This is a genomic window from Ruegeria sp. HKCCA6837 (assembly GCF_013034475.1).
GTDB lineage: Bacteria > Pseudomonadota > Alphaproteobacteria > Rhodobacterales > Rhodobacteraceae > Ruegeria.
The window spans coordinates 291,095-306,402 of sequence record NZ_WQGD01000002.1 but is presented as its reverse complement, the minus strand read 5'-3'; the positions used below and the strand labels follow the sequence as shown (position 1 = coordinate 306,402).

Below are 15,308 nucleotides of genomic sequence, written 5' to 3'. Positions count from 1 at the left end.
TTTGCAAACCCAAAGTCGCAAGGGAGTGCATTGACGCCTCGTATTGTGATCCCTACCGATAGGATAATCAAAGGAGGCCGCAATGACCCATGCACTGCTCGTCATCGACGTTCAGAACGATTTCTGCCCCGGCGGAGCGCTGGCAGTGGCCGGAGGGGACGAAATCGTCGCCCCGATCAATGCAATGATGGACGATTTCGGCGCCGTGATCCTGACGCAAGATTGGCATCCGGCGGGGCATTCTTCTTTCGCCAGCTCACATGATACTAAAAACCCGTTCGATCTGATCGACATGCCCTATGGTCCTCAGGTGCTTTGGCCCGATCACTGCGTTCAAGGATCGCACGGGGCCGCATTTCACCCTGATCTCCGTGTCGATGGCGATCTGATCCTGCGGAAAGGGTTTCGGCGCGCTATAGACAGTTATTCGGCATTTTTTGAAAACGACCACAAGACACCCACGGGCTTAAAAGGGTATTTGGAAACCCGGGGTATCAACCGCTTGACCCTGGTTGGTTTGGCAACCGATTTCTGCGTCCACTATTCGGCCGTGGATGCCGCACAATTAGGGTTCGATGTCACTGTTCAAATGGATGCGTGCCGTGCAATTGATATGGATGGCTCACTTGCGGCAGCGGAACGCGCCATGCGCGACGCAGGAGTTACCTTGGGCTAAGGCGCCCCCCCCCCGGCTGCGGCCAGCAGCTTGATAAGCACAAACAAAACAACCGCCAACCCCAAAGCCAAGCCGATGCGACTGGGCACAGTCCGGCGCTTAGGGCTGGACTCTGCGGGTTTCTGTGGCGGCGGTGTGCGTGGCTGACGCGCGCGAACAATCCCAGCCATGGGTTGCGCCGTGCGCACGTAGTTCAGGAAATCCATCAGGTCGAACTCGCCGCAATATTCCCCACGGAGCCCACCGGTCTTAATGTTGGCAAAAAGTGACCTGAGAACCCGCACCCGATCCGTTTGATCTTCTGCCGGGAAAACACCAGGCACGATGCCGCTATTGCGCGACTCGAGGCTGAAACCAGCATCCAGAAACATCTTGCGGATTTTCGGAGACGTACCCCGCAAAGCGTCCGCAGTTCTGATGTCGCGGAAAACCGCATGCACTTGACGTACCCCACCCTTCTGAGCCCCCGGCATTTCGGGGTCAAAATCATCCGGTGCTACGTTAACAATATCAAAATCGTACTCGAGACCCATTCACAAACTCAGTTCCGTATTTCCATCCCCTCTTCTCACTAACCGGTTAAAACAATGCACAATATGCCGGCATTGTGACGTCAAACTGGCATTGTCACCAAATCAGCGACTCTTGCCATTCCCGTTGTCGATTGATCTAACTACGGAAATCGCAGGAGTTCCCCATGGTCGACATCGCGACCCGAGTATACAATCACAAATGGCAGATTGACCCAATTGTACGATCTTTGATCGATACAGACTTCTACAAACTGCTGATGTGCCAGTCAGTGTTTCGCAATAAGCCCCAAACAAACGTAGTGTTTTCGCTGATTAACCGGTCGAATCGCGTACCTTTGGCGAAATTGATCGACGAAGGAGAGTTGCGGGAACAGCTGGATCACATCCGATCACTTAGCCTGAGCCGGGGCGAAAGCACCTGGCTACGGGGCAATATGTTCTATGGCAAACGTCAAATGTTTCGTTCCGATTTCATGGAATGGTTCGAGAACATGCGCCTTCCTCCCTATCATCTTGAGCGCAAAGGCGATCAGTATGAACTAACCTTCGAAGGCAAATGGCACGAGGTCATGCTGTGGGAAATCCCTACGCTGGCGGTGTTGATGGAGCTGCGATCGCGCGCCGTTCTCAACGATATGCGGCGGTTCGCATTGCAGGTGCTCTATGCCCGCGCGATGACGCGCGTGTGGGAAAAGATCGAACGGCTGAGTTCGGTCGAAGGTTTAACCATCGCCGATTTTGGAACGCGACGGCGCCATTCCTTTCTATGGCAGGATTGGTGCGTGCAAGCGATGATCGAAGGCTTGGGCGCGTCCTTTACCGGCACATCGAACTGTCTGATCGCCATGCGGCGCGAGGTTGAGGCCATCGGCACCAACGCACATGAATTGCCGATGGTATATTCAGCATTGGCCGACACCGACGCCGAACTGGCGCAAGCGCCGTACGACGTCCTTAGCGACTGGCACGACGAACATGACGGCAACCTGCGCATCATTCTGCCCGACACTTACGGCACCAAAGGCTTTTTGGACAATGCGCCCGATTGGCTGGCTGGGTGGACCGGTATTCGTATTGACAGCGGGGATCCAGCGGCAGGGGCAGAAGTCGCCATCGAGTGGTGGAAGTCACGCGGTGAAGATCCGACGCAAAAGCGGATAATTTTTTCGGATGGTCTGGACGTCGAAAAAATTCAGGAGCTGCACGCACAATTTGCTGGCCGCGCCAATATTTCCTTTGGCTGGGGCACTTTGCTGACCAACGATTTTCGCGGACTTGTTCCCAATGACGCGCTGGCACCGTTCTCATTGGTCTGCAAAGCGGTATCCGCCAACGGGCGCCCGACGGTAAAACTGTCAGACAACCCGGAAAAGGCGATGGGCCCGAAAGATCAGATCGAGCGCTACAAACGCGTTTTCGGAGTGGGTGCGCAACAAGCGATCGAAGTCGTGGTCTAGCCGTGATAGGCTGCGACCGTCTTAAGTTGTGAGAACCCGTACAACGCCTCGAACCCTTTTTCACGACCGTGGCCAGATTTTCCAACACCGCCAAAGGGCAACTCAACGCCGCCTCCTGCTCCGTAGTTGTTGATAAAAACCTGCCCTGAATGCAGCGCCTTCGCCAACCGCATCTGGCGTGCCCCGTCGCGCGTCCAGATACTGGCAACGAGGCCATATTCCGTACTGTTTGCGATTGTCAGAGCCTGGTCTTCGGTGTCAAACGGGATCAGAACCTGAACCGGGCCAAAAATCTCATCCCAGGCCAGCACGTGATCGGGCGATACATCTGCAAACAAGGTGGGCCGGACATAAGCACCTGTTTCAGGTGCCTCACTGACGATACGACCCTGCGCGGCAATGGTCAGATCCGCGCCTTTATCCAGAAAACCGCTAACGATCTGTTTCTGCCGGTCCGAGATCAACGGCCCGACACGCATATCCTGAATTGCGGGCCCGACGGTCAGTTGTTCATACGCCTCAGACATGCGGGACTTGACCTGATCATACACCCCACGTTGCACCAGAATGCGCGACGAGGCCGAACAGGTTTGCCCTGCATTCTGTATACCCGCATTCACCAAAAACGGCAGCGCCGCATCCAGATCCGCGTCATCAAAGACCAGTTGCGGGGATTTTCCGCCCAGTTCCAGTGTCACGGGCACCACATTGCGGCCAGCTGCCTGTTGCACCAGGGCTCCAGTGGCCACCGAACCGGTGAACGAAATATGGTTCACCCCCGGATGTGCCGACAGCGCCGCGCCTGCCTCGGATCCAAGACCGGGCACGACGTTTAACGCGCCGGCTGGCAAACCGGCCTGTTGCGCCAGATGAGCAAAAGCCAGTGCCGTTAAACAAGCTTCCTCTGCAGGTTTCAGAACGCAAGCATTGCCCATAGCTAGCGCCGCCCCAACCGAACGCCCAATGATCTGCATCGGGTAGTTCCACGGCACGATATGGCCCGTCACCCCATGCGGTTCTCGCAGCGTATAAACGGTGTAGCCATCAAGATAGGGGATGGTCTCTCCCATCACCTTGTCCGCAGCGCCCCCATAGAACTCGCAATATCTGGCCAGCGCGACAGCGTCAGCCCGCGCCTGCGTCAGCGGTTTACCCACATCCATAGCTTCAAGCTGCGCAAGATCGTCGACCCGCTCCAGCACCAGCTGACCCAGCCTCGTCAGAATACGCCCTCGCTCTAGCGCTGTTTTACGCCCCCAATCCCCCTGCAAGGCGGTTTGAGCCGCTTGAACTGCGGCATCGACATCTGGTTCGGAGCCACGTGCGATCCGGCAGATTTCGGTCCCGTCCGAGGGGTTGATGAGCGGCAGGGTGCTACCCGAGGCTGCAGGTTTCCATCGTCCCTCGATCAGACAAAGCGTGGGGTCGAACCATATCTTCTGGATCAATTTCGCCTCCATTTCAGGCTCTAATCAGCATTTATTAGGCCGATACCATCTCAATCTCTGGCAATCGGGGTGCGGCTGCAATCAGAGTTTGTGTGTAGGGGTGTTGTGGTGCCTCAAAGACCTTATCGGTCTCGCCCTGTTCAACGATCTGACCGGACCGCATTACCAACACTCGGTCGGTGACGGTGCGCACAACGCTCAGGTCATGACTGATGAACAGATAAGTCAGGTCATACGCTTCGCAAAGCTCGGCCAACAGATCAAGGATTTGCGCTCGGACCGACACGTCCAACGCCGAGACAGCTTCGTCAAACAGGATCAATTCAGGTCGGATGATCAGCGCCCGCGCGATGGCAATCCGCTGACGCTGCCCGCCCGAGAATTCGTGAATGTACTTACCAGAGTCATCCGGGCTGAGGCCGACCGCTGTCAGCATCTCAGCGATCCGATCCTGACGGTCCGATCCGGTCGGCGGAGTATCTAGCAGATGGAAGGGTTCGGTGATCAGACGCGCCACGCGGTGGCGCGGGTTGAAACTGCCAAAGGGGTCTTGGAAAACCACCTGCATCTTCCGGCGCACCGCAAGGTTGGGTTTGTGACCTGTGAACACAGGTTGTCCGTCCAGTCGAACCTGGCCCGATTGCACCTCTTCCAACCCCAAAATTGCCCGCGTTAGGGTCGATTTTCCGCAGCCAGACTCGCCCACAAGCCCCAAACGTTCTCCTCGGTTGAGGGTAAAGCTTACACCATCCACAGCCTGATGATGACGCGTCCTGTCAAACAAGCCCTTCCGAGGCAGGCGATACTCACGCACGACCTGGCTCACCTCCAGTAACGGCTGCGGCTGCGGCGGTTCCGGCAGCGTGACCTGATGGCTGGAGGCCTCAAATAGCATACGGGTGTAGGGATGCTGCATGTTGTGTAGCAAGTAACTTGTCGCGCCGCTTTCGACCACTTCCCCGTGACGCATGACGGTAATTTGGTCAGCCATGTCTGCAACCACAGCCAAATCATGGGTGATCATCAACAGACCCATGTCATATTCGCGCACCAGCCCCTTGAGCAAATCGAGGATCTGCGCCTGCGTGGTGACATCCAGCGCCGTTGTCGGCTCGTCCGCGATCAACAGCTTGGGGCGCAGGGCGATGGCCATGGCGATCACTACACGCTGTCGTTGCCCACCAGAAAGCTCATGCGGATAGCGGGACAAAGGGAACCGATCGGCAGGCAAACCGACGCGGGTCAGAACCTCTTCTGCCCTTGCTCTAGCCTGAGCCAGAGGCATCGCCTTATGGATCAGGATCGTTTCCATCACCTGATCGCCAATGGTTTTAACGGGGTTGAGCGCTGTCATCGGCTCCTGAAACACCATCCCGATGGATGCTCCGCGCAATGCACACATCTCGGCCTCGGACCGGGTCAGCAGATCTTCGCCCTCCATTTGGACCAAGCCGTCTACCTTTGCACCATTCGGAAGCAACTGCATCACTGCCAAGGCCGTCATGGATTTACCCGAACCACTCTCACCCGTGACGGCGACGATCTGACCGTAATCGATGGACAGGTCGACCTGTTTCAGGATCGATGTCCCATGGATCGACAGTGACAGGTCCTTGATGCGCAACAAACTCATGCCCGCGCCACCCTGATCCGTGGATCCAGCCAATCCCGCAACCCGTCGCCCAACAGGTTCAGGCCCAAGACGGTGACGATGATCGCCACGCCTGGAATCAGAGCCAAATGCGGGGCAAAACTGACCATTGTCTGCGCATCAGCCAGCATTCTGCCCCAACTTGGCGTGGGCGGCTGCGCCCCCAGTCCGACGTAGGACAGACCGGCCTCAGCCAAAATACCTAGGCTGAATTGGATGGTGCCCTGCACGATCAGCAAGTTGGCGACATTGGGCAGGATATGCTCGACCGATATCCGCGCTGCCCCTTTTCCCGACACGCGAGCGGCAAGGATGAACTCGCGCTCCCACAGCGATAGGGCCGCACCTCGGGTGATACGGGCAAAAACGGGAATGTTGAAAATGCCGATGGCAATGATGGCGTTGATCGCGCCGGCACCAAACACGGCGGTGATGAGGATCGCGATGACCAGTGAGGGGAAGGCAAAAACCAGATCGTTACCACGCATGATGACCTCATCCAACCATGATCCTTTGCGGGCTGCGGCTGTCAGGCCAAGGGGGACGCCCAGCGCCATACCGATCCCCACAGCCACCAAAGCCACCGCAATGGACGTGCGCGCACCGACCATGATCATCGAAAACATGTCGCGCCCGAAGTGATCCGTACCGAACCAGTGCTCCACATTTGGGGGCTGTAGCTTCTCTGGAATGCTCAGTGCTGAATAATCATAGGGGGTCCAGACAAACGAAATCAGCGCGGCTAAAACCACCAGTGAAGACAAACAAGCGCCCAGAAACAGGTTGCGGCTCATGTCCTGCTCCTCAGCCTTGGGTCGACGGCGGCATAAGCCAGATCGACCAGAAAATTCACGGTGATCACGGCAAAGACCAGCAACATAACCACAGATTCAACGACGATCAGGTCGCGGGCCGAAATCGCCTGAAACACCAGTCGCCCAAGGCCCGGCAGGTAGAACACCTGTTCGATGATGATCGACCCGGCCAGCAGAAAGGAAAACTGCAAGCCGATGATGGTCAGCACCGGGATCAGCGCATTTCGTACCCCGTGCCGCCACAGCGCCTGACGGCGGGACAACCCCTTGGCCCGGGCCGTCCGCATGAAATCCTCGCCCAGAATGTCCAGCAGGGCCGACCGCATCACGCGAGCGAGGATAGCCGCCTGTGGCAAAGCCAGCGCGATTGCGGGCAGGGTCAGCGAATGCAATCCGGCCCAAACTCCGTTGCTCCAACCGACAAACCCGCCGGCGTTGAACCAGCGCAGGTTGATGGCGAAAATCAGCACAAGCATCATCGCAAACCAGAAATTGGGGACGGCAATGCCCAACTGAGTGGCGCCCATTACCGCCAGATCCCCCGGCTTGCCCCGGCGGGCGGCGGCGTAGATCCCAGCGGGAAACGCAATCAAGGTTGACAGAGTCAGCGCATAAAGTGCCAGCGGCAGCGACACCCAAAGCCGGTCTGCGATCATCTGGGACACCGGCGTGCGGTACGTGTAGGACGTACCAAAATCCCCCACCAGCATTCCGCCGACCCAGTTGACGTACCGTTGCACTTTCGACCCGTCCAGGCCCAGCTCAGTCCGCAACGCGGCAAGCGTATCCTCTTGCGCGTTCACACCCAGCATGAACGACGCCGGATCGCCCGGTGCGACCTCGATCACCGCGAAGATGACGACCGAGGCGACGGCCAGGCTGATCAACAGCGAAATCAGGCGTTTAAAGGCATAGCGGAGCATTGGCACCACGTTAGGGTCACATCCGGCGCGGGTCCAGCATCTAAGGCACCAGAAGATAGGCGAAAACCGCGTAGGCCACGATTGCGGCATAGCCCAGAGGATAGATCCACTTGATCGCGTAATTGTCCAACGTCCGCGCTGTGCCTTCCCTTCCGGACACTTTGAGTTTCCGCAACGCCACATTGAACACAATCAAGGCCCCGGTCATCAGGAACATGCATTGCAGGACAAAATCCAGAAAGGTCAGATAGCCCAGCTTTGGCAAATCTGCCGAGATCGCCCAGTTAAATGCAACAAAGACCAGCAGATTGCCGCCCGCAATCTCGATCCTGCGGCGGTATTCATCCAGGAAAAACAGCGCCCAGCCGACCGAAATCAGAACCAGCATCGGCAAGAAAACCCGAATGACGTAGTAGGTCAGGTGCCGGTTACCTTCGAAAACAAGCGCGACCTGATCGCTTTCCCTGCCGGACAAACCTGTGACCTTGGTTGCTTCCAGACGTGCATTGTCCAAAATCCACTCTTCTTCGCCCAACAGATCGCCAAGTCCCGAATAGTCCTCTAGCGGGCGGTACTTCACGTAGTCAGAGGGAAAGATTGATACGACTTCGAAGTGGAACTCCTGTGTGTCGAACGGGTATTTACGGAAATCAAAATGCGGTGCCTGTAATGTCAGCGATGATTTCTCAACATAAACCACGCGCCCGTCGTACCGCAGGGACGCCGCAGATTCGTGTATCCACTTGTTGGATTGCTGGTTGTGGATGACAAAGGCGGGCAAAACGGTGCCGATATCGGCGGCATGATCTGCCAGATCCGGCGGGTTGAACACCCGGATCTCGCGCCCGATCTCAGCCTGATCAAAAGCCAGCGCAGGATCCGTCCATTCGACCCGCAAAACCACAACGGCGCCATAGTTTTCGGCCTTTTGATCAACGCTGGTGATCTGGTCGATGCGGATACCTATGCCAACGTCAAGCGGGTTTTCAGGCGTGCCGGTCAATGCATCCAGACGCCCACCCAACACGTTTTGCGCCAAGCCCCTGTCCGGCGCAATCGACGAAAGGCAAAGGACCAGTAAAAGAAAACAAAAACCGCGAAACAAGACCATTACGAGAGACACACGAAAAGAGAGTGAGACCGGGGCCCTGCCAAAAAGCCCCGGTTCAGGCATTATTCAGACCAGCTGATCTGTGTCAGGTCGATCGCTGCTGTGGGGGCGTTTGCCCACAACCCCTGCACACCGGCCTTTGCGACGCCCAGCTTGGCCAATTGGAACAAATAGCCATTCACATAATCGGTTGAGATCAGGCGCTGGGCCTCACCCAACAAACGGCTGCGTTCATCAGGATCGGTGGTGGCGTTCAGCGTATCCATTAGCGCCTGAAAATCAGAGCTTTCATACTGGAAGTAGTAATCTGGCCGCGCATAGATTCCGATATCCATGGGTTCGGTATGGCTGACAATCGTCAGACCAAAATCCTTGCCCCTGAATACCGATTCCAGCCATTGCGCCCATTCGACATTGATGATCTCGGCTGTAATGCCGACCTCGGCCAGTTGCGCGGCAACGATTTCACCGCCCCGGCGTGCATAAGACGGTGGCGGCAGGTGTAGCGTAGTTTCGAACCCGTTCTCAAAACCGGCCTCGGCAAGCAGCGCCTTGGCCTGTTCCGGGTCATATGCGGACTCGCCGGTCAAATCGACATAGGCCGGATGATGCGGTGCAAAATGGGTTCCAATCGGCGTGCCATAGCCAAACATCGCTCCATCGATAATCGCCTGCCGGTCGATGGCATGAGCTAAGGCCTGCCGGACAAGAATGTCGTCAAACGGCAGCTGTTTGTTGTTGGTGGACAGGATCGTCTCGCCCTCGGTTGTACCAACCAGAACCTGAAAACGCGGATCGGCGTCGAACTGCGGCAGGTTTTCCGGCGCAGGGAAGTTGTCGAATGCGTCCACATCCTCGGCCATCATGGCGGCAAAAGCGGCGGTTGGGTCCGAGATAAACTTGAACGTTGCAGTCTCTAACGCAGGCTGATCGCCCCAATAGTCGGGGTTGCGGTTCAGCGTGATGCTGTCGCCCTGCACCCAGTTGCCAAAGGTATAGGCCCCGGTGCCGATAGGGTTGGTCTTGATGTTTTCGATGCTGTCGGGCGCAACAATGACCGCATCCCCCCAAGCCAGGTTGAACAGGAAATTGCCGTTTGGTTCCGAAAGAGTGACTTTGACGGTCAGCGGATCAACAACTTCAACGCTTTCAATCCCGGCAAACAGTGCCTTCTGGGCGTTCGCGCTGTCTTCGGCGGTGGCGCGATCAAGGGTGAACTTGACGTCCTCCGCGTCCATAGTTGTGCCGTCATGGAAGGTCACACCATCGCGAAGTTTGAAGGTATAAACCGTACCATCGTCAGAAATCTCCCAGCTTTCAGCTAGGCCGGGCACGACCGAGCCATCGCCCATGAACCGGGTCAGTCCTTCGAAAATGTTTGTATAGACCACCGAGTCAATGGCCTGCGCCGCCGCGCTGGTGGGGTCCAGATGCGGGGGTTCAAGCTGCATCGCAATGGTGATGTCCGATTTGGCATAGGCCTGCGTGGCAAGCAGACCAACGCCCACCGCCAGGGTCGACGCAAATGTCCTGAACATGAATTTTGTCATGTGAACTCTCCCTAGTGAAACTGGTTGTGCCCTTGATTTCAGAGCCGTTTTATCAACAGTTTTCCTGTAAACCTGAGGTCAATCAAGGGAATGTTCGCGCAACCGGGGTTTCTTTGGACCTATCCGGTCTGCTATGCCGCACTGCAACATAATACCTGCAGGAGCGACACATGAGCGCCACCGCCCGCAAGAAAGCCCCGAATGCCGAGGATATTCGCGCCCGAAAAGGTGGCGCGCCTCTGGTCTCGCTGACCGCCTATACCACGCCCATGGCACGTCTGATGGATGCGCATTGCGACTTTGTTCTGGTGGGTGACAGCGTTGGCATGGTGCTGCACGGCCTGGAATCTACCCTTGGCGTCACGATGGAGATGATGATCCTGCATGGGCAGGCCGTCGCGCGCGGTCTGGACAAGGCCATGATGGTCATAGACATGCCCTTTGGCAGCTATGAGCATTCTCCAGCCGATGCCTTCTGCAATGCCGCGCGCCTTATGGCAGAAACAGGTGCTGGGGCCGTGAAGCTGGAAGGTGGTGTTGAAATGGCAGAAACCATCCGATTTCTGGTCAAGCGTGGTATTCCGGTGATGGCCCATATCGGTCTGACCCCGCAATCCATCAACACGCTGGGTGGCTACAAGGTACAGGGCCGTGACGGACAGGCAGAAGCAGTCATGGCCGATGCCCATGCCGTGGCCTCGGCTGGTGCGTTTTCAGTCGTTCTAGAGAAAGTTCCACAAAAGTTGGCCGACCAAATCACCGAAGAGGTTGCGATTCCGACCATCGGCATCGGTGCCTCGGCTGGATGTGACGGGCAAATTCTGGTCGTGGACGACATGGTTGGCTTTTTCACCGCCTTCAAACCCAAGTTCGTCAAACGCTATGCCGAGCTCGGCCCACTGGCCGAAGCTGCCATAGCAGAGTACGCCGCCGACGTGCGTGCAAGGACCTTCCCGGCAGACGAACATGTCTTTTCCGACCAGGCTCCGACCAAAGGACCTAAGGCATGACAGCACCGATTTTGCGGTCTCTGGCCGAACTGCGCGCCAAAACCACCGAATGGCACCGCGATGACGAAATGATCGGCGTGGTTCCCACCATGGGTGCGCTGCACGAGGGGCATTTATCGCTGGCACAGGCCGCGAAAGAAGGCTGCGACCGGGTCATCGTGACGATCTTTGTGAACCCCAAGCAGTTCAACAAACCCGAGGATCTGGCAAATTACCCCCGCACTGAACATGAAGACGCCAAAAAACTGGCTCCCTACGAGGTGGACGCGATCTATGTGCCGGACCCGCAGGAAGTCTATCCTGAAGGCTTTTCCACCACGGTTTCTGTCTCTGGCCTGACCGACATGATGGAAGGCCCCTTCCGACCGGGGCACTTTGAGGGCGTGGCCACGGTTGTTGCCAAGCTGTTTCTGCAAACCCAAGCGGATCGAGCCTATTTCGGGGAAAAAGACTACCAGCAGCTTTTAGTTGTCCGCCGCATGACCCGTGATTTGGACATCCCCGTTGAGGTTTTTGGCTGCCCGACCGTGCGCGAACCCTCAGGGTTGGCAATGTCTTCCCGTAACCTTCTGCTCTCATCTGACGGGTTGAAGATCGCGGAACATATGCACAAGGTCATGCGACAAGTCGCCCAAAACCTGGCGGAGGGCGGTGATTTCGCAACCTTGGCGCAAGATGCCAAAGCGCGCTTGCTGGCCGCCGGATTTTCCGAGGTTGAATACATTGATCTCCGCTGCGCCGAGACGCTGGAAAGCCTGCCCAATGCCAACAGGCCAGCCCGCCTGTTCGTCACTGCATGGGCGGATGGCGTCCGTCTGATTGACAATATCCCGGTCGATTCAGCCTGATTTCTGCTCTGGCCCCTACGCCGTTGTTTGCGCTAAAGTCCCGCGAAACGAGACCGGGGGAGAGCGGACATGACCTATATTCTGGCAATCGATCAGGGCACGACATCTTCGCGCGCCATTCTTTTTGACGCACAAATGCAGCCGGTAGGCACCGCACAACAAGAGTTTCCCCAGCACTTCCCACAGGAAGGTTGGGTTGAACATGACCCCGAGGATATCTGGTCCAGCGTTTTGCATGTGTGCCGCGAGGTGAGGGAGACCACCGGCATTTCCGCCAATCAGATTGTCGGGATCGGGATCACCAACCAGCGTGAGACGACCGTCGTCTGGGACAAACACACCGGCAAAGCGATCCACAACGCCATCGTCTGGCAGGACCGCCGCACCGCCGACATCTGCGCCCGCTACAAACAAGCCGGATGCGAGGATGACGTCACGGCCCAAACCGGCTTGTTGCTGGACCCCTATTTCTCGGGGACGAAGGTCAAATGGTTGCTGGATAACGTCTCTGGCGCCCGCGACAAGGCCGAAGCCGGGGATTTGCTGTTCGGCACGGTCGACAGTTTCCTGATCTGGCGCCTGACCCAGGGCCGTGTTCATGCCACCGACGCCACCAACGCCGCGCGCACCCTGTTGTTTGACATTCATAAAGGCACATGGAGTACCGAGATCTGCGATCTGCTGGATGTGCCGCTGAACCTTTTGCCCGAAGTGCGGGATTGCGCCTCGGACTTTGGCTCCACTGCGGAGTTCGGTGGCGAAATACCCATTCTGGGCGTTGCGGGTGACCAGCAAGCCGCCACCATCGGGCAGGCATGTTTCCAACCCGGCATGATGAAATCGACCTATGGCACGGGCTGCTTTGCGCTTCTGAACACGGGTGCACAGCCAGTTGAATCGAAAAATCGCCTGCTGACGACAATTGCCTATCAGTTGGACGGTCAGCGCACCTATGCGCTGGAAGGGTCGATCTTTATCGCGGGGGCGGCGGTGCAGTGGTTGCGTGACGCGCTACAGATCATCGAGTCGGCCCCTCAAAGCGGGGATCTGGCAACGCGGGCGGACCCGAACCAACACGTAATTCTGGTGCCTGCCTTCACTGGGCTGGGTGCACCCTATTGGAAACCCGATTGCCGTGGTGCGATGTTTGGTCTGACCCGCAACTCGGGTCGGGCCGAGATCGCCCGCGCCACGCTGGAAAGCATTGCCTTTCAAACACGAGATTTGTGGCATGCAATGCAAGGCGACTGGGGTGCCGAAACCAACGTGACTCTGCGTGTCGATGGCGGGATGAGCGCTTCTGACTGGACCATGCAAGGTCTGTCCAACTGCCTGGGCGCACCAGTGGACCGTCCGGTGATGCAGGAAACAACTGCGCTGGGTGCTGCATGGCTGGCCGGGATGAAAGCCGGAATTTTTCCGGATCAGGCCGGTTTTGCCGAAACATGGGCGCTGGACCGTCGCTTTGAACCGACGCAAGCGCAAGACGAACGCGACGCAACTTACGGCCGCTGGCAACGTGCCGTACAGGCCGCAATGGCGTTCTAGCTGTGGTCTTTCAACAAGCGCTGTTTCTGACGTGACCAATCCCGCTTGGCCTGAGTTTCCCGCTTGTCGTGAATCTTCTTGCCCTTGGCGATCCCGATCTTCAGCTTGGCCCGGCCCTTGTGGTTGAAGTACAGAACCAGCGGCACCAGCGTCATTCCTTTGCGCTGGGTCGCATTCCACAGGTTCGACAATTCCTTGCGTGACACCAGCAGCTTGCGGCGTCGGCGTTCTTCGTGCTTAAACACTTTGGCCTGTTCGTAGGGCGCGATGTAGCTGTTGATCAGCCACAGTTCTCCATCATCGACCGAAGCGTAGCTTTCGGCGATGTTCGACCCGCCTGCGCGCAGGGATTTGACCTCGGACCCTTCCAGGACGATACCGCACTCGATATCCTCTTCGATCGCGTAATCGAAGCGAGCGCGCCGGTTTTCGGCGATTATCTTATAATTCGGGTCTGTCTTCTGTTTGGCCATGACGCGTTGATTTAGGCGGCTTGCGCCGACCTTGCAAGGCAGGGTTTTCCCAACTGCGTCACGATTTGGCAGAAATGATCAGATCAGGGCCAAAAATCGTGTCAGCATATTTGTGCAGATAGATCTTGAGCCATGGCGTGAAACGATCCGGATGGCGGGCCACTTCCGCCAGAAGATCGTGATAATCGATCCAGCGAATGTCCATGACTTCGTCCGGGTTAGGCTCGATTTTCAGTGGGCCGCGAACATGGGCCAGAAAGACGTCGACAACTTCGTTCTCGACCATGTTGTTGCCCACATCTGCATGGTACTCCAGACGGTGCCGGTATTCTGGATAAAGACCCGTTATCCCAAGTTCTTCGCGCAGACGTCGCACGGCACAGGTTGACGAGCTTTCATCCCAATCCGGATGCGTGCAGCAGGTGTTCGCCCAAAGGCCGGGCGTGTGGTATTTGCCCATTGCGCGACGTTGCAGCAGAATTTCCGTTCCGCGAACAACAAACACGGACACAGCCTTGTGCTTGAGCCCTTTTTCGTGCGCTTCGAGCTTGTCCACAGGGGTCAATTGGCCATCGACCCAGGCCGGGATCATAATTCCCATCTGTCCTCTCCCGTTGCCAATCCGTCTGCCCGGCGCTGGTTTGAATTTAGCTGCCATCTGAACAGGCTGGCTGTACGACGCGATTTGACATCTCCCGTCAGTACCAAAGTGGCTTCTATTCACTTGGGTATCAATCGCACCAAAGGCCGCAGGGGCTGCGGCCTTTAGTCCATGTGCTTTAGCACCGTGCGTTAAGGCTTATTCGCCTGAAACGCTGACGATATAGGCATAGACGTCTTCAGCACCTTTTTTCAGCTTGAAGGTCATTTTCGACTTGGCAGCAGTGTCATCCAGATAAGATTTCAGGAATGCTTTGGGATCTTGCGAGTATTCGACAAAGGTCGTCTCGTCCCAAACCAGGCCTTTTTCCCCTGCGGCAACGATGCTGTCACCGTATTTGAAGCCTTCATATGTCCCAGCCGTGCGGCCCGCGATTCCATACAGGTTGGGCCCAGTCTTACCGCCTTTGACAATCACTTCACCTTCCGGGTCAGCGATCAGGTGGCAGGACTTGCATTTGTTGAAGGCTTTCTTGCCGGCTTCGGCATCGCCTTCAGCATAGGCGGGCAGTGCCAGAAGGCCGACAATTGCGGTAGCGAGGATGCGATTCATAGCTTGTGCTCCGATACAAAATGGCTGCACCGAATGGACCTTCGGCGCAAAA

The 15,308-nt window shown here is 57.0% G+C and carries 15 protein-coding genes; 5 read left to right on the top strand and 10 right to left on the bottom strand.

Annotated features, from left to right (window positions below):
* Positions 1-82 precede the first annotated feature (82 nt).
* On the top strand, positions 83-676 hold the full coding sequence (gene pncA / locus GOV91_RS05760) for a bifunctional nicotinamidase/pyrazinamidase (RefSeq protein WP_171234766.1): 594 nt from the start codon (positions 83-85) through the stop codon (positions 674-676).
* Here pncA and GOV91_RS05755 read toward each other — a convergent pair.
* Positions 673-1,209, bottom strand: coding sequence for a hypothetical protein (locus tag GOV91_RS05755; protein WP_171234765.1), 537 nt, complete (start codon positions 1,207-1,209; stop codon positions 673-675). The two genes, pncA and GOV91_RS05755, sit on opposite strands and share 4 nt — an antisense overlap.
* A gap of 164 nt (positions 1,210-1,373) precedes the next feature.
* On the opposite strand from GOV91_RS05755, the gene pncB reads away from it, so the two are divergent.
* Positions 1,374-2,666 (top strand): nicotinate phosphoribosyltransferase, encoded by a 1,293-nt coding sequence (gene pncB, locus GOV91_RS05750; RefSeq protein ID WP_171234764.1) that lies wholly within the window; start codon positions 1,374-1,376, stop codon positions 2,664-2,666.
* Here pncB and GOV91_RS05745 read toward each other — a convergent pair.
* The 6 genes from GOV91_RS05745 to GOV91_RS05720 all read right to left on the bottom strand — a co-directional run bounded on the left by GOV91_RS05745 (position 2,663) and on the right by GOV91_RS05720 (position 10,164).
* A complete protein-coding gene (locus GOV91_RS05745) occupies positions 2,663-4,126 on the bottom strand; it encodes an aldehyde dehydrogenase family protein (RefSeq protein ID WP_171234763.1) in 1,464 nt (487 codons plus the stop codon). The genes pncB and GOV91_RS05745 overlap by 4 nt on opposite strands.
* 22 nt (positions 4,127-4,148) lie before the next feature.
* A complete protein-coding gene (locus GOV91_RS05740) occupies positions 4,149-5,747 on the bottom strand; it encodes an ABC transporter ATP-binding protein (RefSeq protein ID WP_171234762.1) in 1,599 nt (532 codons plus the stop codon).
* Positions 5,744-6,559: an ABC transporter permease gene (locus GOV91_RS05735; protein ID WP_171234761.1), complete on the bottom strand. Its 816-nt coding sequence runs from the start codon at positions 6,557-6,559 to the stop codon at positions 5,744-5,746. The genes GOV91_RS05740 and GOV91_RS05735 overlap by 4 nt, the downstream gene beginning before the upstream one ends.
* Positions 6,556-7,503, bottom strand: a complete 948-nt coding sequence (locus tag GOV91_RS05730) for an ABC transporter permease (RefSeq protein ID WP_171234760.1) — start codon at positions 7,501-7,503, stop codon at positions 6,556-6,558. Before GOV91_RS05730 ends, GOV91_RS05735 begins: the two co-directional genes overlap by 4 nt.
* A 40-nt stretch (positions 7,504-7,543) precedes the next feature.
* Entirely contained in the window at positions 7,544-8,542 is a 999-nt protein-coding gene (locus GOV91_RS05725; protein ID WP_254440601.1) for a hypothetical protein, read from the bottom strand.
* Positions 8,543-8,676: 134 nt separating this feature from the next.
* Positions 8,677-10,164, bottom strand: a complete 1,488-nt coding sequence (locus tag GOV91_RS05720; protein WP_171234758.1) for an ABC transporter substrate-binding protein — start codon at positions 10,162-10,164, stop codon at positions 8,677-8,679.
* Positions 10,165-10,334: 170 nt separating this feature from the next.
* On the opposite strand from GOV91_RS05720, the gene panB reads away from it, so the two are divergent.
* The 3 genes from panB (at position 10,335) to glpK (ending at position 13,570) form a co-directional block, all read left to right on the top strand.
* Complete coding sequence (gene panB, locus GOV91_RS05715) at positions 10,335-11,174, top strand: 3-methyl-2-oxobutanoate hydroxymethyltransferase (RefSeq protein WP_171234757.1); 840 nt, start codon at positions 10,335-10,337, stop codon at positions 11,172-11,174.
* The gene (gene panC, locus GOV91_RS05710) at positions 11,171-12,022 is read left to right on the top strand and encodes a pantoate--beta-alanine ligase (protein ID WP_171234756.1); all 852 of its coding nucleotides are present in this window, start codon (positions 11,171-11,173) and stop codon (positions 12,020-12,022) included. The genes panB and panC overlap by 4 nt, the downstream gene beginning before the upstream one ends.
* A gap of 69 nt (positions 12,023-12,091) precedes the next feature.
* Entirely contained in the window at positions 12,092-13,570 is a 1,479-nt protein-coding gene (glpK, locus tag GOV91_RS05705; protein WP_171234755.1) for a glycerol kinase GlpK, read from the top strand.
* Here the strand turns inward: glpK and smpB are convergent.
* The 3 genes from smpB to GOV91_RS05690 all read right to left on the bottom strand — a co-directional run bounded on the left by smpB (position 13,567) and on the right by GOV91_RS05690 (position 15,256).
* The gene (gene smpB, locus GOV91_RS05700) at positions 13,567-14,043 is read right to left on the bottom strand and encodes an SsrA-binding protein SmpB (protein WP_171178347.1); all 477 of its coding nucleotides are present in this window, start codon (positions 14,041-14,043) and stop codon (positions 13,567-13,569) included. The genes glpK and smpB overlap by 4 nt on opposite strands.
* Positions 14,044-14,101: 58 nt before the next feature.
* Positions 14,102-14,644, bottom strand: coding sequence for an isopentenyl-diphosphate Delta-isomerase (idi, locus tag GOV91_RS05695; RefSeq protein WP_171234754.1), 543 nt, complete (start codon positions 14,642-14,644; stop codon positions 14,102-14,104).
* 198 nt (positions 14,645-14,842) lie between these two features.
* On the bottom strand, positions 14,843-15,256 hold the full coding sequence (locus tag GOV91_RS05690) for a cytochrome c family protein (protein WP_171093120.1): 414 nt from the start codon (positions 15,254-15,256) through the stop codon (positions 14,843-14,845).
* Between the last annotated feature and the right edge of the window lie 52 nt (positions 15,257-15,308).

Coding starts and splice junctions, on each gene's coding strand:
- GOV91_RS05735 (WP_171234761.1), bottom strand. CDS start 6,559: ATGAGCCGCAACCTGTTTCTGGGCGCTTGTTTGTCTTCACTGGTGGTT.
- smpB (WP_171178347.1), bottom strand. CDS start 14,043: ATGGCCAAACAGAAGACAGACCCGAATTATAAGATAATCGCCGAAAAC.
- GOV91_RS05690 (WP_171093120.1), bottom strand. CDS start 15,256: ATGAATCGCATCCTCGCTACCGCAATTGTCGGCCTTCTGGCACTGCCC.
- pncB (WP_171234764.1), top strand. CDS start 1,374: ATGGTCGACATCGCGACCCGAGTATACAATCACAAATGGCAGATTGAC.
- GOV91_RS05740 (WP_171234762.1), bottom strand. CDS start 5,747: ATGAGTTTGTTGCGCATCAAGGACCTGTCACTGTCGATCCATGGGACA.
- idi (WP_171234754.1), bottom strand. CDS start 14,644: ATGGGAATTATGATCCCGGCCTGGGTCGATGGCCAATTGACCCCTGTG.
- GOV91_RS05755 (WP_171234765.1), bottom strand. CDS start 1,209: ATGGGTCTCGAGTACGATTTTGATATTGTTAACGTAGCACCGGATGAT.
- GOV91_RS05730 (WP_171234760.1), bottom strand. CDS start 7,503: ATGCTCCGCTATGCCTTTAAACGCCTGATTTCGCTGTTGATCAGCCTG.
- GOV91_RS05745 (WP_171234763.1), bottom strand. CDS start 4,126: ATGGAGGCGAAATTGATCCAGAAGATATGGTTCGACCCCACGCTTTGT.
- glpK (WP_171234755.1), top strand. CDS start 12,092: ATGACCTATATTCTGGCAATCGATCAGGGCACGACATCTTCGCGCGCC.
- pncA (WP_171234766.1), top strand. CDS start 83: ATGACCCATGCACTGCTCGTCATCGACGTTCAGAACGATTTCTGCCCC.
- panB (WP_171234757.1), top strand. CDS start 10,335: ATGAGCGCCACCGCCCGCAAGAAAGCCCCGAATGCCGAGGATATTCGC.
- panC (WP_171234756.1), top strand. CDS start 11,171: ATGACAGCACCGATTTTGCGGTCTCTGGCCGAACTGCGCGCCAAAACC.
- GOV91_RS05720 (WP_171234758.1), bottom strand. CDS start 10,164: ATGACAAAATTCATGTTCAGGACATTTGCGTCGACCCTGGCGGTGGGC.